The 21,905-nt window shown below is 71.4% G+C and carries 16 protein-coding genes, 3 tRNA genes and 1 pseudogene; 2 read left to right on the forward strand and 18 right to left on the reverse strand.

Annotated elements, in window-relative coordinates:
* From O4U47_RS28985 to O4U47_RS29030, 10 genes and pseudogenes are all read right to left on the reverse strand, one after another.
* Positions 1–212, reverse strand: a pseudogene (locus tag O4U47_RS28985) (hypothetical protein); the annotation flags it as partial.
* Positions 213–394: 182 nt separating this feature from the next.
* Positions 395–4,270, reverse strand: coding sequence for a DNA-directed RNA polymerase subunit beta' (locus tag O4U47_RS28990; RefSeq protein WP_270681170.1), 3,876 nt, complete (start codon positions 4,268–4,270; stop codon positions 395–397).
* Positions 4,271–4,304: 34 nt separating this feature from the next.
* On the reverse strand, positions 4,305–7,772 hold the full coding sequence (gene rpoB, locus O4U47_RS28995) for a DNA-directed RNA polymerase subunit beta (RefSeq protein WP_270681171.1): 3,468 nt from the start codon (positions 7,770–7,772) through the stop codon (positions 4,305–4,307).
* A gap of 530 nt (positions 7,773–8,302) precedes the next feature.
* Entirely contained in the window at positions 8,303–8,689 is a 387-nt protein-coding gene (gene rplL, locus O4U47_RS29000; RefSeq protein ID WP_270681172.1) for a 50S ribosomal protein L7/L12, read from the reverse strand.
* Between the two features lie 60 nt (positions 8,690–8,749).
* Complete coding sequence (gene rplJ / locus O4U47_RS29005) at positions 8,750–9,274, reverse strand: 50S ribosomal protein L10 (protein ID WP_017623231.1); 525 nt, start codon at positions 9,272–9,274, stop codon at positions 8,750–8,752.
* Positions 9,275–9,667: 393 nt separating this feature from the next.
* Positions 9,668–10,372, reverse strand: a complete 705-nt coding sequence (rplA, locus tag O4U47_RS29010; protein WP_270681173.1) for a 50S ribosomal protein L1 — start codon at positions 10,370–10,372, stop codon at positions 9,668–9,670.
* Between the two features lie 65 nt (positions 10,373–10,437).
* A complete protein-coding gene (rplK, locus tag O4U47_RS29015; protein ID WP_270681174.1) occupies positions 10,438–10,866 on the reverse strand; it encodes a 50S ribosomal protein L11 in 429 nt (142 codons plus the stop codon).
* A 206-nt stretch (positions 10,867–11,072) separates the two neighbouring features.
* On the reverse strand, positions 11,073–11,867 hold the full coding sequence (gene nusG / locus O4U47_RS29020; RefSeq protein ID WP_270681175.1) for a transcription termination/antitermination protein NusG: 795 nt from the start codon (positions 11,865–11,867) through the stop codon (positions 11,073–11,075).
* A gap of 127 nt (positions 11,868–11,994) precedes the next feature.
* The gene (gene secE, locus O4U47_RS29025) at positions 11,995–12,261 is read right to left on the reverse strand and encodes a preprotein translocase subunit SecE (protein ID WP_270681176.1); all 267 of its coding nucleotides are present in this window, start codon (positions 12,259–12,261) and stop codon (positions 11,995–11,997) included.
* A 52-nt stretch (positions 12,262–12,313) separates the two neighbouring features.
* Positions 12,314–12,386, reverse strand: a tRNA-Trp gene (locus tag O4U47_RS29030).
* A gap of 198 nt (positions 12,387–12,584) precedes the next feature.
* Here O4U47_RS29030 and O4U47_RS29035 point away from each other — a divergent pair.
* Both O4U47_RS29035 and O4U47_RS29040 read left to right on the forward strand, forming a co-directional pair.
* Positions 12,585–13,793: a pyridoxal phosphate-dependent aminotransferase gene (locus O4U47_RS29035; RefSeq protein ID WP_270681177.1), complete on the forward strand. Its 1,209-nt coding sequence runs from the start codon at positions 12,585–12,587 to the stop codon at positions 13,791–13,793.
* A 113-nt stretch (positions 13,794–13,906) separates the two neighbouring features.
* Entirely contained in the window at positions 13,907–14,989 is a 1,083-nt protein-coding gene (locus O4U47_RS29040; protein ID WP_270681178.1) for an adenosine deaminase, read from the forward strand.
* On the opposite strand, the gene O4U47_RS29045 is transcribed toward O4U47_RS29040, so the two are convergent.
* The 8 genes from O4U47_RS29045 to O4U47_RS29080 all read right to left on the reverse strand — a co-directional run bounded on the left by O4U47_RS29045 (position 14,959) and on the right by O4U47_RS29080 (position 20,748).
* Positions 14,959–15,552 (reverse strand): TMEM165/GDT1 family protein, encoded by a 594-nt coding sequence (locus O4U47_RS29045; RefSeq protein ID WP_270681179.1) that lies wholly within the window; start codon positions 15,550–15,552, stop codon positions 14,959–14,961. The two genes, O4U47_RS29040 and O4U47_RS29045, sit on opposite strands and share 31 nt — an antisense overlap.
* A gap of 376 nt (positions 15,553–15,928) precedes the next feature.
* The gene (locus O4U47_RS29050; protein WP_270681180.1) at positions 15,929–17,002 is read right to left on the reverse strand and encodes a UDP-N-acetylmuramate dehydrogenase; all 1,074 of its coding nucleotides are present in this window, start codon (positions 17,000–17,002) and stop codon (positions 15,929–15,931) included.
* Between the two features lie 40 nt (positions 17,003–17,042).
* Positions 17,043–17,471, reverse strand: coding sequence for a MaoC family dehydratase (locus O4U47_RS29055; protein ID WP_270681181.1), 429 nt, complete (start codon positions 17,469–17,471; stop codon positions 17,043–17,045).
* Entirely contained in the window at positions 17,468–17,959 is a 492-nt protein-coding gene (locus tag O4U47_RS29060) for a MaoC family dehydratase N-terminal domain-containing protein (RefSeq protein ID WP_270681182.1), read from the reverse strand. Before O4U47_RS29060 ends, O4U47_RS29055 begins: the two co-directional genes overlap by 4 nt.
* A 79-nt stretch (positions 17,960–18,038) precedes the next feature.
* On the reverse strand, positions 18,039–18,203 hold the full coding sequence (gene rpmG, locus O4U47_RS29065) for a 50S ribosomal protein L33 (RefSeq protein WP_026124401.1): 165 nt from the start codon (positions 18,201–18,203) through the stop codon (positions 18,039–18,041).
* A gap of 85 nt (positions 18,204–18,288) precedes the next feature.
* Positions 18,289–18,361, reverse strand: a tRNA-Met gene (locus O4U47_RS29070).
* 123 nt (positions 18,362–18,484) lie between these two features.
* Positions 18,485–18,557, reverse strand: a tRNA-Thr gene (locus O4U47_RS29075).
* Positions 18,558–18,621: 64 nt separating this feature from the next.
* Positions 18,622–20,748, reverse strand: a complete 2,127-nt coding sequence (locus O4U47_RS29080) for an AAA family ATPase (protein WP_270681183.1) — start codon at positions 20,746–20,748, stop codon at positions 18,622–18,624.
* Between the last annotated feature and the right edge of the window lie 1,157 nt (positions 20,749–21,905).

A 21,905-nucleotide genomic window follows, 5' to 3' on the forward strand; every position in this document is an offset into this window, starting at 1 on the left:
CCGGTCGGCCGGGCCGGTCCGCCCGGCGCCCCGGGGGCCCCGGGTGCTCCCGGCGCCGGGGCGTCGCCCGCGCCGCCCTCCTCATAGGGGTCCTGGTAATGGGACTGGGTGCGGTACCGGTCGCCGCTGGGCTGGAACCACGAACCCGCGTCGTCCGCGGGCCGAGGATCCTCGTCGGGCGGCCGGTGCCGCTCTCCCCCGTTGTCCGTCACTGGTCCTCGTTCTCCCGACCGCGCATGAGCGCTCGACTCCCCTGACAGCTCCGGGCGGACCGCACGGGTCCGCCGGACACAGCGAACGGCGGCAGCCCACCCCGCACGGGATGGGCCACCGCCGTCACCGGATCGGTCAACCGATCTCTCCGAACTCCGTCCCGCCGCGGCGGGAGACGTCCCTACCGGTTGTAGGGCCCGAAGTCGTACTCCTCCAGCGGCACCGCCTCACCGGAGCCCTGGCCGAACGTGTACTCGCTGGGCTCCTCGTAGCCCGCGACCGAGTACATGGAGGCCTTGGCCTCCTCGGTCGGCTCGACCCGGACGTTGCGGTACTGCGGCATTCCGGTACCGGCCGGGATGAGCTTACCGATGATGACGTTCTCCTTGAGGCCGACCAGCGGGTCGCTCTTGCCGTGGATGGCGTTCTCGGTGAGCACCCGGGTGGTCTCCTGGAAGGAGGCCGCCGACAGCCACGACTCGGTGGCCAGCGAGGCCTTGGTGATGCCCAGCAGCACCGGGCGCCCGGCGGCCGGCTGGCCGCCTTCGGCCACCACCTGGCGGTTCACCGACTCGAACTTGGGCCGGTCCACCATCTCGCCGGGCAGCAGCTCGGTGTCGCCCGACTCCAGGATGTTCACCCGCTTGAGCATCTGCCGCACGATGATCTCGATGTGCTTGTCGTGGATCGAGACACCCTGCGACTTGTAGACCTCCTGCACCTCGCTGACCAGGTGCTGCTGCACCGCGCGCGGCCCCTGGATGCGGAGCACCTCGTGCGGGTTGATCGCACCCTGGATGAGCTGCTGGCCCACCTTGACCTGCGACCCCTCCTCCACGAGGAGCTGGGCGCGCATCGGCACCGGGTAGGAGATCTCGTCCGAGCCGTCGTTGGGGATCAGGACGATCTTGCGGCTCTTCTCCGTCTCCTCGATCCGGATCCGGCCGTCGAGCTCGGAGATCGGCGCCACACCCTTGGGGATGCGGGCCTCGAAGAGCTCGGTCACACGCGGCAGACCGTGGGTGATGTCCTGGCCGGCCGAACCGCCCATGTGGAAGGTCCGCATGGTCAGCTGGGTGCCGGGCTCACCGATCGACTGGGCGGCGATGATGCCGATGGCCTCGCCGACGTCCACCGGCTTGCCGGTGGCCATCGAGCGGCCGTAGCAGGTGGTGCACACGCCGATCTTGGCCTCGCAGGTGAGCGAGGAGCGCACGCGCACCCGCTCCACCCCGGCGGCGACCAGCGTGTCGATGACGCCCTCGGAGGTGTCGGTGCCCGCGGGCAGCAGCACCTCGCCGTCGACCACCACGTCCTCGGCCAGGGTGCGGCCGAACCCGGTGTTCTCCACGTTGTGCTTGCGCACCACGGTGCCGGCGGCGTTCTTCTCGCCGACCTCGTGCCAGAGCGAGCGGTCCGTGCCGCAGTCGACCTCGCGGACGATGACGTCCTGGGCCACGTCCACCAGGCGCCGGGTGAGGTACCCGGAGTCGGCGGTGCGCAGCGCCGTGTCCGCCAGGCCCTTGCGCTGGCCGTGCGTGGAGATGAAGTACTCCAGCACCGACAGGCCCTCGCGGTAGGAGGCCTTGATCGGCCGCGGGATGGTCTCACCCTTGGTGTTGGAGACCAGGCCGCGGATACCGGCGATCTGGCGGACCTGCATCGGGTTGCCCCGGGCCCCCGACTGGACCATCATCCACACCGGGTTGTCGGCGGGGAAGTTGTCCTCCATCTCCTTGGCGACGTCGTTGGTCGCCTTGGTCCAGTTCTCGGTGAGCTCCTGGCGCCGCTCGTCGTCGGTGATCAGGCCGCGGTCGTACTCGCGCTGGATCTTGTCCGCGTAGCGCTCGTAGGACTCCATGATCTCGGTCTTGCGCGGCGGCGTGAGGACGTCCCCGATGCCGATGGTCAGGCCCGAGCGGGTGGCCCACTTGTACCCGGCGTCCTTGAACGCGTCCAGCGTGGTGGCCACCTGGACCTTGGGGTAGTTCTCGGCCAGCTCGTTGACCAGCGCCGAGACCTGCTTCTTGCCCACCTGGTAGTTGACGAACGGGTAGTCCGTCGGGGTGGTCTCGTTGAACAGGTACCGGCCCAGGGTGGTCTCGAGCATGTAGGGCTCGCCGGCGACGTGCCCCTCGGGGGCCTCCCAGTCGCTCGGCGGCACCACGTCGCCCGGCACCCGCAGCCGGATCTTCGCCTGGATGTCCAGCTCGCCGCCGTCGTAGGCCATGATCGCCTCGGACGGGCTGCTGTAGGCCCGGCCCTCGCCCCGGCCCTCCTCCTTGAGGGTGGTCAGGTAGTACAGCCCGATGATCATGTCCTGGGTGGGCATGGTCACCGGCTTGCCGTCGGACGGCTTGAGGATGTTGTTGGTGGCCAGCATCAGCAGCCGCGCCTCGGCCTGGGCCTCGGCGGACAGCGGCAGGTGGACCGCCATCTGGTCGCCGTCGAAGTCGGCGTTGAAGGCGGTGCACACCAGCGGGTGGATCTGGATGGCCTTGCCCTCGACCAGCTGCGGCTCGAAGGCCTGGATGCCCAGGCGGTGCAGCGTGGGCGCGCGGTTGAGCAGCACCGGGTGCTCGGTGATGACCTCTTCCAGCACGTCCCACACGACCGGGCGGGACCGCTCGACCATGCGCTTGGCGCTCTTGATGTTCTGCGCGTGGTTCAGGTCGACCAGGCGCTTCATCACGAACGGCTTGAACAGCTCCAGCGCCATCTGCTTGGGCAGGCCGCACTGGTGCAGCTTGAGCGTGGGGCCGACGACGATGACCGAACGGCCCGAGTAGTCGACGCGCTTGCCCAGCAGGTTCTGGCGGAACCGGCCCTGCTTGCCCTTGAGCATGTCGGACAGCGACTTCAGCGGGCGGTTGCCCGGCCCGGTGACCGGGCGGCCGCGGCGGCCGTTGTCGAACAGCGCGTCGACGGCCTCCTGCAGCATCCGCTTCTCGTTGTTGACGATGATCTCGGGCGCGCCCAGGTCGAGCAGGCGCTTGAGCCGGTTGTTCCGGTTGATGACCCGGCGGTACAGGTCGTTCAGGTCGGAGGTGGCGAACCGGCCGCCGTCCAGCTGGACCATGGGGCGCAGGTCCGGCGGGATCACCGGGACGCAGTCGAGCACCATGCCCATGGGGCTGTTGCGGGTGTTGAGGAACGCCGAGACGACCTTGAGCCGCTTCAGGGCGCGCGCCTTCTTCTGGCCCTTGCCGCTGCGGATGGTCTCGCGCAGCTTCTCGGCCTCGGCGTCGAGGTCGAAGTTGGCCAGGCGCTCCTGGATGGCCTGGGCGCCCATGCCGCCGCGGAAGTACTTGCCGAAGCGGTCCCGCATCTCGCGGTAGAGCATCTCGTCGCCCTCGAGGTCCTGGACCTTCAGACCCTTGAAGCGGTTCCAGACCTCGTCGAGGCGGTCGATCTCGCGCTGCACGCGGTCGCGGATCTGGCGCATCTCGCGCTCGGCCGACTCGCGGACCTTGCGCCGCGCGTCGCCCTTGGCGCCCTGCTCCTCCAGCTCCGCCAGGTCGGCCTCGAGCTTCTTGTGCCGCTCCTCGACCTGGGAGTCGCGCCGCTGCTCCATGTGCCGGCGCTCGACCGAGACCTGCGCCTCCAGCGAGGGCAGGTCGCGCTCGCGGGCCTCGTTGTCCACCCACGTCACCATGTAGGCGGCGAAGTAGATGATCTTCTCGAGGTCCTTGGGGGCCAGGTCCAGCAGGTAGCCCAGGCGGCTGGGAACGCCCTTGAAGTACCAGATGTGGGTGACCGGAGCGGCCAGCTCGATGTGGCCCATGCGCTCGCGGCGCACCTTGGCACGGGTGACCTCGACACCGCAGCGCTCGCAGATGATGCCCTTGAACCGGACCCGCTTGTACTTACCGCAGTAGCACTCCCAGTCCCGGGTCGGACCGAAGATCTTCTCGCAGAAGAGGCCGTCCTTCTCCGGCTTCAGGGTGCGGTAGTTGATGGTCTCCGGCTTCTTGACCTCGCCGTGCGACCACTGACGGATGTCGTCGGCCGTGGCCAGGCCGATGCGCAGCTCGTCGAAGAAATTGACGTCGAGCACTTAATTCGTCCCCTGCTCTCGAAGCTTGCGGAAGTCAGACCTCTTCGACGCTGCTCGGCTCGCGCCGACCCAGGTCGATTCCCAGTTCTTCCGCAGCACGGAAGACGTCCTCGTCGGTGTCACGCATCTCGATGGACATACCGTCACTGGACAGCACCTCCACGTTCAGGCAGAGCGACTGCATCTCCTTGATGAGGACCTTGAAGGACTCGGGGATGCCGGGCTCCGGGATGTTCTCGCCCTTGACGATGGCCTCGTACACCTTCACGCGGCCCAGGACGTCGTCGGACTTGATGGTGAGCAGCTCCTGCAGCGCGTAGGCCGCGCCGTAGGCCTCCAGCGCCCAGACCTCCATCTCGCCGAAGCGCTGGCCGCCGAACTGCGCCTTTCCGCCCAGCGGCTGCTGGGTGATCATCGAGTACGGACCCGTGGAGCGGGCGTGGATCTTGTCGTCCACCAGGTGGTGCAGCTTCAGGAAGTAGGTGTAGCCCACCGCGATCGGCTCGTCGAACGGCTCGCCGGTGCGGCCGTCGAACAGCCACGCCTTGCCGTCGGCGTTGATGAGCCGGTCCCCGTCGGGGTTGGGCAGCACCGACTGCAGCAGGCCGGTGATCTCGTCCTCGCGCAGGCCGTCGAAGACCGGGGTGGCCACGGTGCTGCCGGGCGGCACCTCGCCGGTGCCGATCGCGCGCAGCCGCTGCTTCCACTCCTCGGGGCCGTCGTCGACCTGCCAGCCGTTGGCCGCCAGCCAGCCCAGGTGGATCTCCATGATCTGGCCGACGTTCATCCGGCCGGGCACGCCCAGCGGGTTGAGCACGATGTCGACCGGGGTGCCGTCCTCCATGAACGGCATGTCCTCCTGCGGCAGGATCTTGGCGATGACGCCCTTGTTGCCGTGGCGGCCGGCCAGCTTGTCGCCGTCGGTGATCTTGCGCTTCTGCGCCACGTAGACGCGGACCAGCTCGTTGACGCCGGGCGGCAGCTCGTCGCCCTCCTCGCGGCTGAACACGCGCACGCCGATGACCTTGCCGGACTCGCCGTGCGGCACCTTCAGGGAGGTGTCGCGGACCTCGCGGGCCTTCTCGCCGAAGATGGCGCGCAGCAGGCGCTCCTCCGGGGTCAGCTCGGTCTCGCCCTTGGGGGTGACCTTGCCGACCAGGATGTCGCCGTCGACGACCTCGGCGCCGATCCGGATGATGCCGCGGTCGTCCAGGTCGGCGAGGACCTCCTCGCTGACGTTGGGGATCTCGCGGGTGATCTCCTCCGGGCCCAGCTTGGTGTCGCGGGCGTCGACCTCGTGCTCCTCGATGTGGATCGAGGACATGACGTCGTCCTGGACCAGCCGCTGGGACAGCACGATGGCGTCCTCGTAGTTGTGGCCCTCCCAGGACATGTACGCCACGAGCAGGTTCTTGCCCAGCGACATCTCGCCCTCGTCGGTGGAGGGGCCGTCCGCCAGGACCTGGCCCTGCTCGACGCGGACGCCCTCGTCGACCACCGGGCGCTGGTTGAAGCAGGTGCCCTGGTTGGAGCGGCGGAACTTGCCCAGCCGGTAGGTCTTGCGGCCGCCGTCGTCGGCCATGACCGTGATGTAGTCGGCGGTGACGTCCTCGACCACGCCGGCCTTCTCGGCCAGCACCACGTCGCCGGCGTCGGTGGCGGCGCGGTACTCCATGCCGGTGCCGACCATGGGCGCCTCGGCGCGCAGCAGCGGCACCGCCTGGCGCTGCATGTTGGAACCCATGAGCGCGCGGTTGGCGTCGTCGTGCTCGAGGAACGGGATCATCGCGGTGGCCACGGAGACCATCTGGCGCGGGGAGACGTCCATGAAGGAGACCTCGCCCGGCACGACGGCCTCGAACTCGCCGCCCTTGGTGCGGGCGAGCACCCGCTCGTCGGTGAAGGCGCCGTCGGCCTCGACCGGGGTGTTGGCCTGGGCGATGACGTAGCGGTCCTCCTCGTCGGCGGTCAGGTAGACCACCTCCTCGGTGACGCGCCCGTCCTCCACCCGGCGGTAGGGCGTCTCGACGAACCCGAAGGAGTTGACCCGCCCGTAGCCGGCCAGCGAGCCGATCAGGCCGATGTTGGGGCCTTCCGGGGTCTCGATGGGGCACATGCGGCCGTAGTGCGACGGGTGCACGTCGCGGACCTCGAACCCGGCGCGCTCACGCGACAGGCCGCCCGGGCCCAGCGCCGACAGGCGGCGCTTGTGGGTCAGCCCGGCCAGCGGGTTGGTCTGGTCCATGAACTGCGACAGCTGGCTGGTGCCGAAGAACTCCTTGATGGAGGCGACGACCGGCCGGATGTTGATCAGCGTCTGCGGCGTGATCGCCTCGACGTCCTGGGTGGTCATCCGCTCGCGGACGACGCGCTCCATGCGGGCCAGGCCCAGCCGGACCTGGTTCTGGATGAGCTCGCCGACCGTGCGCAGGCGCCGGTTGCCGAAGTGGTCGATGTCGTCGGTCTCGATCGGGCGCTCGCCGATCGCGGTGTCCATCGACTCCTCGCCGGCGTGCAGCCGGACCAGGTAGTCGACGGTGGCGACGATGTCGTCCTCGGTCAGGGTGCCCTGGGTGAAGTCCGTCTCCAGCCCGAGCTTCTTGTTGATCTTGTATCGGCCGACCTTGGCCAGGTCGTAGCGCTTGGGGTTGAAGTACAGGTTCTCCAGCAGCGCCTGGGCCGACTCCTTCGTCGGGGGCTCCCCCGGACGGAGCTTGCGGTAGATGTCCAGCAGCGCGTCGTCGGTGCCGGCCGTGGGGTCCTTCTCCAGCGTGTTGCGGATGGACTCGTAGTGGCCGAAGCGCTCCAGGATCTGGTCGGTGGTCCATCCCAGCGCCTTGAGCAGCACGGTGACGGCCTGCTTGCGCTTGCGGTCGATGCGGACGCCGACGAAGTCGCGCTTGTCGACCTCGAACTCCAGCCACGCGCCGCGGGACGGGATGACCTTGCAGCCGAACAGGTCCTTGTCGGAGGTCTTGTCGACCTGGCGGTCGAAGTACACGCCCGGGGACCGGACCAGCTGCGAGACGACGACCCGCTCGGTGCCGTTGATGATGAAGGTGCCCTTGACGGTCATGAGCGGGAAGTCGCCCATGAAGACCGTCTGGCTCTTGATCTCGCCGGTGTCGTTGTTGATGAACTCCGCGGTGACGAACATCGGCGCGGAGTACGTCATGTCCTTGTCCTTGCACTCCTCTTCGGAGTACTTGGGCGGCTCGAACCGATGGTCGCGGAACGACAGCGACATCGTGCCCGAGAAGTCCTCGATCGGACTGATCTCCTCGAAGATCTCTTCGAGACCGGACTGCTCCGGAACGTCCTTGCGACCCGCCTCGAGGGCGGCCTCGACTCGGGCGCGCCACTTCTCGTTTCCGAGCAGCCAGTCGAAGGACTCGGTCTGCAGCGCGAGAAGGTCGGGGACCTCGAGCGGTTCGTTGATGCGGGCGAACGAAACGCGGTTCGGACCAAGGGCGTTAGCGGAGGCGTTGCGCGAGGCTGCCAACAGGGGTCCTTCCGAAGGCTTGTGGCGGTTGATGCGCGCGCACGCCGGACGACCCGGGTCGTTGTTCGATGGGGGAAGCCTCCGGGGCTCCCGGTGGCCTCCGCCGTCGAGGTGGCACGTGCGGTCGATGGGCCGAGACCACGGGTGATCAGGGCGCGGAACGCACGGACACCGGCACAGGGGTCGTCAAAGGGCAGCGCAAAAGGGCAGTGTAGCCGAATACTACACCGCTGTCCAACCGCATCCCCCGGAGTCAGTCACGACACCACGCAGCATCGCTCCCTCAGGCGGATCCGTCAAGCCCGGAGGGCCTTCCCGGCCTCGCCGGACGCCCGTGAGAGGTCCCACAGGGCACGGCGTGTGTGAGCGACGAGACATCGGGGAAAGAGACTCTGTTCCAAGGGTCGGTCGAACGCGGCGGCGGGGCGCGCTCGGCGGCGCCCCGGTCCAACGAGGAAGGCCGCCCCGGAATTCCGGGACGGCCTCCCCCACGGCGCGGCGGCCCCGCGTGCGGGGTCCGCCCGTCGGCCCTACTTGAGGGTGACGGTGGCGCCGGCGCCCTCCAGGGCCTCCTTGGCCTTGTCGGCGTTCTCCTTGCTGACGCCCTCCATCAGCGGCTTGGGGGCGTTGTCGACCAGGTCCTTGGCCTCCTTCAGACCCAGGCTCGTGAGGCCGCGGACCTCCTTGATGACCTGGATCTTCTTGTCGCCGGCCGACTCGAGGACGACGTCGAACTCGGTCTGCTCCTCCACGTCGGCGGCGGCACCGTCGGCGGCGGGAGCGGCGGCCACGACGGCGGCCGGGGCGGCGGCCTCGACGTCGAACTTCTCCTCGAACAGCTTCACGAACTCGGAGAGCTCGAGGAGGGTCATCTCCTCGAAGGCGCTGAGGAGCTCTTCGTTGCTGAGCTTCGCCATGGTTGCGATCTCTCTTTCTTCCCGAACACGGGCGCCCCTCGGCGCCGTGCCATGGTCGTCTTAGGCCTCGTCCGACTTCTTCTCGTGCAGCGCCTGTGCCAGGCGGGCGAGCTTGGTCGGAAGAGCCTGGAACGTGGCGGCGGCCTGGCCCTGCTTGGACTTGAGGACGCCGGCCAGCTTCGCGAGGAGAACCTCGCGGGACTCAAGGTCGGCCAGCTTGGTGATCTCTTCGGGGCCCATCGTCTTGCCGTCGATGTAGCCGCCCTTGATCACCAGAGGCGGGTTGTCCTTCGCGAAGTCACGCAGGCCCTTGGCCGCCTCGACCACGTCACCGCGGACGAAGGCGATGGCCGACGGCCCCTCGAAGAGCTCGAGGGCCTCCTCGTCAAGCTCGGCCTCCTTGGCCGCGATCTTGCCGAGGGTGTTCTTCACGACGCGGAACCGCGCGTTCTGGCCGAGGCTGCGCCGCAGATTCTGCATCTGGGCGACGCTGAGCCCCCGGTATTCGGCAAGCACGGCGCCCTGCGAGCTCTTGAACTCCTCGCTGAGCTCGGCGACCGCGGCTGCCTTATCCGGCCTCGCCATGGGACTCCTTCCAACAGTGAACGCCGGGGATTCCAGGGACCTGGGCGAGGCGGGCGGGCGCGGCATGAAAAAAGCCCCGGCGCAGGGCACGGGGCACGACCGAGGACGGGCGAACGCGACGATACGATCGCGCACACGTCTCGGAAGAGCTCTCATCACACCTGCGCAGGCCGCCCGACCTCGTCGGGACCTTGGGCCGCCCTCAGGGCGGCGACCGGCGGTCTTCGGCACTCACCATCTTAGGGCATGCCGGAAGCGGTGGAGCACGTGAGCGGGCGGGTGTGCCCGGAGGCACACGGAGGGGCGCACCGAGAGGCGCACGAAACGGGCCCCGGACCGCGGGAGCGGTCCGGGGCCCAGGGCGCTCACGCCCTCACGGCCCACCCCTCAGGGTCAGGCGGCGGCGCCGACCCGGGTCACCGACGGGTCGACCGGGATGCCGGGGCCCATCGTGGTGGTGAGGTTGGCCTTCTTGATGTAGCGGCCCTTGGCGGCGGACGGCTTCAGGCGCAGGACCTCCTCCAGCGCGGCGGCGTAGTTCTCCAGCAGCTGCTGGTCGTCGAACGACGCCTTGCCGATGATGAAGTGGAGGTTGCCGTGGCGGTCCACGCGGAACTCGATCTTGCCGCCCTTGATGTCGGACACGGCCTTGGCCACGTCCGGGGTGACCGTGCCGGTCTTGGGGTTGGGCATCAGGCCGCGGGGGCCCAGAACCCGGCCCAGGCGCCCGACCTTGCCCATCAGGTCGGGGGTGGCGACCACCGCGTCGAAGTCCAGGAAGCCCTTCTGGATCTCCTCCACCAGGTCGTCGTCGCCGACGATGTCGGCGCCCGCGGCACGCGCGGCCTCGGCCTTGTCGCCGGTGGCGAAGACCAGGACCCGAGCGGTCTTGCCGGTGCCGTGCGGAAGGTTGACGGTGCCGCGGACCATCTGGTCGGCCTTGCGCGGGTCGACGCCCAGGCGCAGGGCCACCTCGACGGTGGGGTCGAACTTCACGGAGATGGTCTGCTTGGCGAGCTTCACGGCGTCGGCCGGCGTGTAGAGCCGGTCGCGGTCCACCAGGGAGCTGGCCTTGCGGTGGTTCTTGCTGCGCTTCATGCGGTTCTCCTGACGAGAGCTGTGGTGTGCGGGCCGCGCAGGGCCCTGCCACGGTGGGGCCGGGACTACTTGATGACGAAGCCCATGGAGCGGGCGGTGCCGGCGACGATCTGGGTCGCGGCCTCGACGTCGTCGGTGTTCAGGTCCGGCAGCTTGGTCTGGGCGATCTCCCGGACCTGGTCGGCGGTGATGGTGCCCGCCGTGCTGCGGCCCGGGTCCGCCGAGCCCTTGTCGATCCCGGCCGCCTTGAGGATCAGCTTCGGCGCCGGCGGCGTCTTGGTGACGAACGTGAAGGAGCGGTCCTCGTAGATGGTGATCTCTACGGGGATGACGTTCCCGCGCTGGGCTTCCGTGGCAGCGTTGTACTGCTTGCAGAAGTCCATGATGTTGACGCCGTGCGGGCCGAGCGCGGTACCGACGGGCGGGGCCGGGGTGGCCTGGCCCGCGGGGAGCTGAACCTTGACGAGCGCCGCGATCTTCTTCTTCGGAGGCATATCGGGTCCTTTGCCTGATCTGCGTTGCTTCGCGGCCCCTCGCGCGCGCAGCGGGGCGTGCACGGGGCACGCGCGTCGCGCGGAACGGGGCCGACAGGGGCCCTGCGCTGGGCAGGGCGCGGTAGGGCCGCCCGGAAGGCGGCCCCACCGAGTCTACGTGTTCATGCGGGCGGCCGTGTCCGGCCGCCCGCGCCCGGACGGGCTGCTCAGATCTTGGAGACCTGGTTGAAGCCCAGCTCCACCGGGGTCTCGCGGCCGAAGATGGAGACCAGCACCTTCAGCTTCTGGGTGTCGGGGTTGATCTCGCTGACGGTCGCCGGGAGCGTGGCGAACGGACCCTCCATGACGGTGACCGACTCGCCCACCTCGTAGGCGACGTCGCCGCGCGGCTCGGGCCGCTCGCCGGGCTTGGCCTGCTCCGGCTCCTCCTCCGCCTCGGGCGCCAGCAGGTCGGCGACCTCCTGCACGCTCAGCGGGGCGGGCCGGTTGGACAGCCCGACGAACCCGGTGACGCCCGGGGTGTTGCGGATCGCCGACCACGACTCGTCGGTCAGCTCCATGCGCACCAGCACGTAGCTGGGCAGCACCTTCTCGGTGACCTGCTGCCGCTTGCCGCCCTTGACCTCGGTGACCTCCTGGGTGGGCACCTCGACCTGGAAGATGTACTCCTCCATGTTGAGCGACTGGGTGCGGCTCTCGACATTGGCCTTCACGCGGTTCTCGTAGCCCGCGTAGGTGTGCACGACGTACCAGTCGCCGGGAAGCAGCCGGAGCTCGATCTTGAACTCCTCGACCGGGTCGAGCCGGGGGGCCTCGTCGGCCGCGGCCTCCTCGCTCCCGGACTCGGCCTCGGGGCCGCCGGAGCCCTCGGCGCCGCCGTCACCGGCGTCCGCCCGCTGCTCCTGCTGCTCCTCCTCGGCGCGCTGGCCGGCCTCTTCCTCTGACGCCTGATCCAGATCCTCTTCCGGGAGGTCGCCAGAGGTCAGTGGGGACTCGGACACGGCTGCTCTTTCTCTCGTCGGTTACGCCCGCCGAGCACCGCGCGCACGCCGCGCCGGTGCCGGTCCTGCCAGCTTACGGTGTCACCGGGCGCACCGTGACCAGGCGCGGCCCGGGGCCGCGGCGCCGCTAGAAGGGGGCCTGCTCGCCGCCGTTGCCCCCGAAGGTTCCGTACAGCCAGGTGATGGCTTCGCCGAAGCCGAAGTCGAGGAGTGAGACGTAGCCGACCATGATGACCACGAAGACGATCACGACGATCGTGTAGGTGATGAGTTCGCGGCGGGTGGGCCAGCGGACCTTGCGCAGCTCACCGACGACCTGCTTGGTGAAGGTCACCGGACCGGTACCGCGCTGGGGCTCCTTGCCGGGCTTCGCGTCGGCGTTGGTCTGAGTCACCTGAGGTCCTTAGGGTCGGGGCCGATGCGCACCTCATCCACATCTGTCCTTGCAGGGCAGGAGGGACTCGAACCCCCAACCGCCGGTTTTGGAGACCGGTGCTCTACCAATTGAGCCACTGCCCTTCGCGGCGACCGCGCGGTACCCACCATAGCCGGTTCCGCGCCCGGATGCGCACTCGGTATCCGCCTGCGCCGTCTGAGCCGTGCGCACGCGCCGAGAAGCGCCCCCGGACCGCCGGGTCGCCTGAGTCTATTGCCTATCCGCCCCGCGGGCCAACCCGCGGGGCCCGCCGCCGGTCAGCGCGTGAAAGCATGGGGCCCATGAGTGACCGACCCCGCATCTCGCAACGCATCGGCGGCATCTCCGAGTCGGCGACGCTCGCCGTGGACGCCAAGGCCAAGGCCATGAAGGCCGAGGGCCGCCCGGTGATCGGCTTCGGCGCCGGGGAGCCGGACTTCCCGACCCCCGACTACATCGTGGAGGCGGCGGTCGAGGCCGCCCGGAACCCGCGCTTCCACCGCTACACCCCCGCCGGCGGGCTCCCCGAGCTGAAGGAGGCGCTGGCCGCCAAGACGCTGCGCGACTCCGGCTACGAGGTGGACCCGTCCCAGGTGCTCGTCACCAACGGCGGCAAGCAGGCCATCTACGAGGCGTTCGCCACCCTGCTCGACCCGGGCGACGAGGTCATCGTCATCGCGCCGTACTGGACGACCTACCCCGAGTCGATCAAGCTCGCGGGCGGGGTGCCGCGCTACGTGGTGACCGACGAGTCCACCGGCTACCTGGCCACCGTCGAGCAGCTGGAGAAGGCCCGGACCGAGCGCACCAAGGTGCTGCTGTTCGTGTCGCCCTCCAACCCGACGGGCGCGGTGTACACCCCCGGGCAGGTGCGCGAGATCGGCCGCTGGGCGGCCGAGAAGGGCCTGTGGGTGCTCACCGACGAGATCTACGAGCACCTCGTCTACGGCGACGCGCGGTTCTCCTCCATCCCCGTGGAGGTGCCCGAGCTGGCCGACCGCACGGTGGTCGTCAACGGCGTCGCCAAGACCTACGCCATGACCGGCTGGCGCGTGGGGTGGGTCATCGGCCCCAAGGACGTCGTCAAGGCCGCCTCCAACCTGCAGTCGCACGCGACCTCCAACGTGGCCAACGTCTCCCAGGCGGCGGCGCTCGCGGCGGTCTCCGGCGACCTGTCCGCGGTGGCCGAGATGCGCGAGGCCTTCGACCGGCGGCGGCGCACCATCGTGCGGATGCTCAACGACATCCCCGGCGTCGTCTGCCCCGAGCCGCAGGGCGCCTTCTACGCCTACCCCTCGGTGAAGGGGCTGCTCGGCAAGGAGATCCGCGGCAAGCGGCCGCAGGACTCCTCCGAGCTGGCGCAGCTCGTCCTGGAGCAGGCCGAGGTCGCGGTCGTCCCCGGCGAGGCGTTCGGGACCCCCGGGTACCTGCGGCTGTCCTACGCGCTGGGCGACGCCGACCTGGCCGAAGGCGTCGGCCGGATCCAGAAGCTGCTGGGCGAGGCCGCCTGAGGGCCCACCCCGTCCGAGCACCGCGCGCCGCACGCCCCGACCGGGGCGTGCGGCGCGTCTCATTTCGCATACGACGCCCGGCGCGACCGGCGCCCGTACGGCACCATTGGTTCATGGAACGCCCCATCGCGCTGCTGCCCAAGGCCCACCTGCACCTCCACTTCACCGGTTCGATGCGGCACACCACGCTGGTGGAGCTCGCCGAGAGGCGCGGGGTCCACCTGCCCCACGCCCTGGCCGAGGAGTGGCCGCCGGAGCTGAGCGCCGCCGACGAGCGCGGCTGGTTCCGGTTCCAGAGGCTGTACGACATCGCCCGCTCGGTGCTGCGCGAGCCCGAGGACATGTACCGCCTGCTGCGGGAGGCCGCCGAGGACGAGGCGGCCGCCGGGTCGCGGTGGCTGGAGATCCAGGTCGACCCGAGCGGGTACGCCGCCCGGTTCGACGGGCTCACCGCCACCCTGGAGCTGGTCCTGGACGCGGCCCGCACCGCCGAGCAGGCGACGGGTGTGCACATCGGGCTGATGGTGGCGGCCAACCGCACCCGGCACCCGATGGACGCCAAGGCGCTGGCGAGACTGGCCAAGCAGTACGCGGACAAGGGCGTGGTGTCGTTCGGGCTCAACAACGACGAGCGCCGGGGGCGCGCGCTGGAGTTCGAGGGCGCGTTCCGGATCGCCAAGCGTGCGGGGCTGCTGTCCGCCCCGCACGGTGGCGAGCTGCAGGGGCCCAGAAGCGTCCGCGAGTGCCTGGACGAGCTCGGCGCCGACCGGGTGGGGCACGGGGTGCGCGCCGTGGACGACCCGTACCTGGTGGAGCGCATCGCCACGCAGGAGGTGACGCTGGAGGTGTGCCCGTCCTCCAACGCGAGCCTCGGCGTGGTCTCCGAGGTGGGGCACGTGCCGCTGCGGCGGCTGTTCGACGGGGGCGCGCCGATCGCGCTCGGCGCCGACGACCCGCTGCTGTTCGGCCCCCGGCTGGCGGAGCAGTACGAGATCGCCCGGTCGGTGTTCGGGTTCGGCGACGGGGAGCTGGCCGAGCTGGCGCGGATGTCGATCCGGGGGTCGGGGGCGCCGGAGTGGCTGAAGAAGGAGATGCTGTCGGGGGTGGACGAGTGGGCGTCCCGCTCCCCTGAGGAGCTCCGGGGCGCCGGGGGCGCGGCGGGGGCTCAGGCCCCGGACACCATCAGCGCGCCCTGAAGCGTCATCACGGCCCCGGCCGCGAAGAAGAGGACCGCGGCGGCGATCTGCACGGCCCGCTCCGGGAGCCTCTTGCCGAGGAGCGCGCCGAGGCCGATGGCGGCGGCGTCGGCCGCGACCATCCCGACGGTGGAGCCGATCCAGACCGGCAGCCAGTGGTACCGGGTGCCGACGGTGATGGTGGCCAGCATGGTCTTGTCGCCGAGTTCGGCGACGAAGAAGACGGCGGCCACGGTGAGGAAGGCCGAGCGGATGCGCCGGGAGGCGGCGCGCCGCTCATCGGCCTCGGTCATCTCGTCCCCGCGCAGGGTCCACAGGCCGAAGCCGAGGAAGGCGATCCCCGCGACGAGGGTGACCCAGTCGGTGGGCACGGCCAGGCCCAGGACCTCGGCGAGGAGCACGCTGAGGCCGTGGACGGCGACCGTGGCGGCGGTGATGCCCGCCAGGACGGTCCACCAGCGGTAGCGGGTGGCCAGGGAGAGGGCGACCAGCTGGGTCTTGTCGCCCATCTCGGCGAGGAAGACGACGAGGGTGCCCGCCGCGAGCGCGGGGAGGAATTCCATGCGGTCCGCCTTTCCGCCCGGCGGGCCGGCGGTGCGGGGGACGCCCCTTCCGGCCCGGTGGCGCTGCCATTACCGGGCCGAAGGTCTCGTCCGCCCGCCTGTGGGGGCGGGCTCCCGCGGCCGGGCCGTGTGCACGGCGCGGAGCGCGCGGCACGGGCCAGTGTGTCGACCGCGGGAATTGGGGACTACTCCCCTTCGGCTGCCCCGAGCCTAGGACGGACAAAATTCCGAACACAATTCATGGATGACCCTGAAGGGAAAAGGGAAATACCCCGAAGAAGGAAGTTCGGCTTTCCCAACTCCCTTTTAAGGAAAACCGCCCCGCCGACTCCCGCGGGCGGGAGCGGGCGGGGCGGCCCAAAGAGCGGTGTCGGCCCTAGAGCTCCACGCCGACCATGACCGGCTCGTTGACGAGCCTCACCCCGAAGCGGTCGGCGACCCCCGCGCGGACCTCGCGGGCCAGGGTGAGCAGGTCCTGGGTGGTGGCGCCGCCCGGGTTGGTCAGGGCCAGGGCGTGCTTGGTCGAGATGCGCGCCGGTCCCGCGCCGTACCCCTTGGTGAAGCCGGCCTTGTCGATGAGCCAGGCGGCGGAGGTCTTGACGCGCCCCCCGCCCTCCGGGAACGCCGGGGGCTCCGCGCCCGGGCCGAGGTGGTCGGCCGCGCGCTTGCGCAGGACCTCGAACTCGGCCTCGGTCAGGATCGGGTTGGTGAAGAACGATCCGGCGCTGCGGGTGTCGGGGTCGTCGGGGTCGAGGACCATGCCCTTGCCCCGGCGCAGCTCCAGCACGGCGGCGCGGGCATCGGCGGCGGGCACCCGCTCGCCCTGGGCGGCGCCGAGGCGGCGGGCCAGCTCGGCGTAGGCGACGGGGGCGCTCAGCGCCGACTCCTCCAGCTCGAAGACGACCTCGCACACCACGTACCGGTCGGAGCCCTTGAACACGCTGTCCCGGTAGGCGAACCCGCACTCGGCCGGGGCCATGGCGCGCCGCTCACCGCGCTCGCGGTCGTGGACGACCACCTCGGCGACGGTCTCGGAGACGGACTGCCCGTAGGCGCCGACGTTCTGGATGGGGGTGGCGCCGACCCGCCCGGGGATGCCGGACAGGCACTCCACCCCGCTGTAGCCCTCGGCGACGCACCGCTCGACGAAGCGGTCCCACTCCAGGCCCGCCTCGGCCCGCACCCGCACCGTGCCCTCGGCGCCCCCGGCCTCGGTGCGCACACCGCCGGTGTCGACCCGCACCACGGTGCCGTCGAAGCCGTCGTCGGAGACGACGAGGTTGCTGCCGCCGCCGAGCACCAGGAGGCGCTCCCCGGCCGCGTCGGCGTCGGCGACGGCGGCGGTGAGCTCCCCGGTGGTCCCGGCGGAGACGAACCGGGCGGCGGGGCCGCCCAGGCGCAGGGTGGTGTGGTCGGCCAGCGGGACGCCGGCGGCGGGTGCAGCGGACACGGGGACCTCTCTCGGGGGCGCCCGGCGGGGGCGCCGGGCGTCAGGCGAGTCGGACGACGACGGTGGGCCGGGTCAGCACCCGGGTGCCGCCGGAGCGGACGGTGAGGGCGACCACGACCTGGTTGTCGTCGCGCTTCTCCTTCACGGTGCCCGACACGGTGATCTCGGCGCCCTCGTCGTCGTCGGGGACGACCACAGGGGCCGAGAAGCGGGTGCCGTACTCCACGATCGCGCCCGGGTCGCCGACCCAGTCGGTGACCAGCCGCGCCGCTTCGGCCATGGTGAACATGCCGTGCGCGATGACGCCGGGCAGGCCGACCGCCTTGGCGGTGCGGTCGTTCCAGTGGATCGGGTTGAAGTCGCCGGACGCCCCGGCGTAGCGCACCAGGTCGACCCGGCGCACGGGGAAGGTGCGCTCGCCGATCTCGGTGCCGGTCTCGACCTCGTCGTAGCGGATCGCGGCGGTCACGCGGCCCCCTCCTTCGCTGCGTCCCCGGAGCCGGAGCCGCCCTCCGCGGCACCGCGCACCACCAGCATGTTGACGGCGGTCACCACGTGGGCACCGTCCGGGTCGGTGATCTCGCTCTCCAGCGTGACCAGCTCGTTCCCGGCGACGCTGCGGATGTCGGTGATGCGGGTCACCGCGTCCAGGAGGTCTCCGGCGCGCACCGGGCGGCTGTAGCGGAAGCGCTGCTCACCATGGACGACCATGGAGAAGTCCAGCCCCAGCTCGGGGTCGGTGATGGCGCGCCCGGCGCCGGCCATGCCCAGCACGATGGGGAACGTGGGCGGTGCCACCACGTCGGGGTGGCCTTCGTCGCGCGCGGTGGCCGGGTCGCTGTAGAGCGGGTTCGCGTCGCCGACGGCCTCGGCGAACTCGCGGATCTTCCCGCGGGTGACCTCGTAGGGCTCGGGCGCGGGGTAGGCGCGGCCGAGGAAGGCGCGGTTGATCGCCATGGACTCCTTGGCTCCTTCTCTCACACGAATAGCCCAGTGAGCCGGGGCTCACTGGGCCATGTGCGCTGCTCTTCCGCGGTTAACGGGTCTCGCGGTGCTCGTTGTGCCGCCGGCAGTTGGGGCAGAACTTCTTCAGCGAGAGACGGTCGGGGTGGTTCCGACGGTTCTTCCGCGTGATGTAGTTGCGGTGCTTGCACTCCTGGCAGGCCAGGGTGATCTTCGGCCTCACGTCAGTGGCAGCCACGTCGGAGTGCCTTTCTGCTGGTGACGGTGAACACTGAAAAAGACCCGCGCTGACCCCTGACGGCGTGCAGGGGTCGTGCGGGTAGTAGCGGAGGCCGGACTTGAACCGACGACACAGCGATTATGAGCCGCTTGCTCTACCGACTGAGCTACTCCGCCGCGACGGCCCGGGAAACGGACCTCACAAGGTGAGGATACCCGTCTCTCGACCCGGCCGGGAGGGATCGGCGATCCCGGCCGGCCGTCCACCCGAGTGGGCTAGGAACCTCATCGAGGTGGTAGAGCCCCTTTACGGAATCGAACCGTAGACCTTCTCCTTACCATGGAGACGCTCTGCCGACTGAGCTAAAGGGGCACGCTCCTGCGGCTTCCCCCCTTCCGGGGTTCCGCCCTTGCGTTGGTGATGACTATACAGGCCTTCAGGGGTGCTCTGCCAAATCGGGAGGCGCGACCCTGACGTTGGACATGGCGTCGCGCTCGATGGCGCGCACGTCGGCGGGCAGGCCGAGCCTGCGGAGCGCGTCGGGCAGACGCGTGTCGTGCGTGAAGACGACGATCTGGCGGTGCGCCCCGACCTCGGCCAGCACCCCCGCCAGGCCCTCCACCGTCTCGGTGTCCATGGCCTGCACGGGGTCGTCCAGCAGCAGGAACCCGAACGGGTTCCCGGCGGCCAGGGTGCGCGGCAGGCAGATGGACAGCGCGAGCGCCTGGAACTCGCCCTGGCTGAGCAGCCCGGGGGCGTTGCCCTCCCCTTCGGCGCCGTCGACCGCCACGTCCACGGCCACGCGCCTGCGGGCGCCCCGCCCGACCAGGCGCAGCGACTCCAGGTCGATGTGGCGCTCCTGGCGGAGCCGCTGCCACACGTGCTCGGTCTGCGCGGCGAGGGGGCGCAGCCGCTCGTCGCGGATCTCCTTGGCGGCGGCGGAGAACCAGTCGAGGGCCTCGCGGGCGGAGACCAGCAGGCCGTCGGCCTTGACCGCGGCGCGGGCGTCCTCCACCCAGGCGGAGAGCATCTCCGCGTACTCGCCCCAGTCGCCCGCGGGGTCGTCCAGGCGCCGTCCGGCGTCCTTGCGGGCGGCCAGGGCGGCCGAGCGCAGGCGGCGCCCGGTGGTCTCGATGTGCTCGGCCAGCTCCACCAGGTCGGTGATCCCGGCACCCTCCTCCCATTCGGTCCACACGCGCCCCAGATCGCTGTCGGCGGGCAGCCAGGAGGGTTTGGGGGCCATCAGGAAGCGGGCCTGGTCCCGTGCGTCCTCGGCGCGCCCGTAGGCCGCGGAGGCGCTCTCGGCGACGGGGCGCAGCCGGTCGATCTCCGCGCGGGCGCGGCGCGCCCAGGCGTCGCCGAGCGCGCCGTCGGAGCCGCAGGTGGGGCAGGAGTCCTCGGCGGGGTGGCGCTCGTGGTGCTCCAGGGCGCGGGTGAGCAGGTCGGCGACGCCGCGGGCGCGGTCGCCCTTGGTGCCGGCGGCCATGGCCAGCTCCATGGCGGCGCCGCGCAGCTCGTTGACGACGTCGGCGATGAGGGAGCGCTCGGGGACCGACAGGCGGCGCAGGCGGCGCAGCACCCGCTCGGCCTCGGGGTCGGCGGGGCCGTCGTCGGCGGCGAGGGCGGCGAGCCGGTCCAGGTCGGGGGCGCCGGGGCCCTGCTCGGAGAGGATTTCGGCGGCCCGGGCGGCGCGCGGGTCGGTGGCCTCGCGCAGCCGCTCCAGCAGGTGGTCGAGGTCGCGGCGGGGGCGGTCGCGCAGCCGCGCCAGCTTGGAGCAGGCCTTGGCCAGCGCGCGCTCGGCGTCGGCCAGGCCGGTGAGGCCGAGCACGGCGGTGAGGGTGTCGTAGAGCTCGGCGGCGCGGCCGTTCACGGCCCGGCCCAGCTCGTCGTAGGAGAGGAAGGGGCGGTAGCGGTCGAGGTCGGGGCCCCATCCGAGGGAGCGGAGGGGGCCGGTGGTGCCGTCGGGGAACTCGACCCGGCCGCGGGCGGAGCGGACGCTGTCGCCGTCCCACATCCGGGTGGCGCGCAGGGGGCCGTCGGCGCCGGGGGCGGCGAGCCGGACGGCGACCTCGGTGCGCTCGGGGTGGTGGAGGTTGCGCCACCCGTCCCGCCAGGCGGTGGGCATGGCGTCCCAGCGCAGGTTGCGGCCGGTGAGGGCGGCCTCGACGGCCTCGGCGATGCTGGACTTGCCGGAGCCGTTGCGGCCGACGACGACGGTGAGCCCGGGGCCGGGGGCCAGATCCAGCGCGGCGGGGCTGCCGATGCCGCGGAAGCCCTGCACCTCGATGCGGGAGAGGAAGACGGGGCGCGGGGTGTCGGCCGGCCCCCGGCGCGGTTCGGGGGCGCCGTGCAGGATGTCGGAGGGCTCGGGCGCCGGGCCGCCCCGGGCGAGGTCGTCGAGGGCCTCGTCGCCGCTGAAGGCGGCCAGCACCCAGCCGCGCGCCCCGGCGTCGAGCGGTGAGCGGGCGAGCAGCCCCAGCACCGCCGCGGCGGTCGCGGCCCCGTCCGGCGGCGGGGGCTCCTCGGCGAACGTCTCACCGCCGGTGGTCAGCGTCGTCACCACACCCGCCTCCGTCGTCGGTTCCGGTACGAAGGGACAGTATGCGCGTTCGAGGCGTATCGGGTCAGCCCGGGTCCGCATAGAAAGCCCGTTCCCGCAGCGGACAGGGACCGTCGGCAATGAATTCTCCGCGACGATAAGGCCCCCGGGGGCGAAACCCCCGAATCCGACGGCCGGAGCACGGCGAGAGCGGAGCGCCGACGAGGGTTCCGGCAGAGGCTCCGACAGAGGCAGCGCCCGCTCCGACAGCGCGGTCGGCCGCCGGGTGTGTGCGTGGTCACCGGAGGTGGCGGCGACGGCTCGGCAGGTCCCCCGCTCCTGGGCCCGGGCCGGGCGGCGGGCCGCCGGAGTGCAGGGGAGATGGCGGCGACGGCCAGAGCTGGGCCGGTTCCCCGGCCCTGCCTGCCGGGTGCTGGGCCCCTCGCGGTCCAGGCGGGCGGCCGGGCAGGTACCCCACTCCCGGGCCCCGGCCGGGAAACGGGCCGCCGGAATGCAAGGTGAAAAGCACCAACGACGGGACCAGCCGGTCCCCCGCTCGCGGGCCCCGGCCGGGCGGCGGGCCACCGGGGTGCGGGGCGGAGGGCGACGACGACGAAGGTCAGCGGCCCTACCTGTCGTTCTGTCGGCCGCCGGGTGAGTGCGTGGTCAGGGTGTTCGGCGACGGCGTGAGCGAGGTGGTTCCCCGGCCCCGCCTGCCGGGCGCCAGGTCCCTCGCGGTCCGGGTGGTCGGGCGGCTCGGCCGGTACCCCACTGACGGGCCCGGGCCGGGCGGCGGGCCACCGGGGTGCGGGGCGGATGGCGGCGACGACGCAGGTCGGCGGCCCTACCTGTTGTTCTGTCGGCCGCCGGGTGTCTGCGTGGTCACCGTGGTTGGCGGCGACGGCGTGAGCGGGGCGGTTCCCCGGGCCTGATTGCCGTCCGGCAGGTTCCTCGCGGTCCGGGTGGGCGGCGGCTCGGCCGGTCCCCCGCTGACGGGCCCCGGCCGGGCAGCGGGGCGGCGGAGTGCGGGGCGGATGGCGGCGACGACGCAGGTCGGCGGCCCTACCTGCGGGTCGGTCGGCCGCCGGGTGTGTGCGTGGTCGGGGTGTTCGGCGACGACGGCACAAGCGGGGCGGTTCCCCGGGCCTGCCTGCCGTCCGGCGGGCCCCTCGCGGTCCGGG

The sequence above is a fragment of the Nocardiopsis suaedae genome, assembly GCF_027706745.1.
GTDB lineage: Bacteria > Actinomycetota > Actinomycetes > Streptosporangiales > Streptosporangiaceae > Nocardiopsis_A > Nocardiopsis_A suaedae.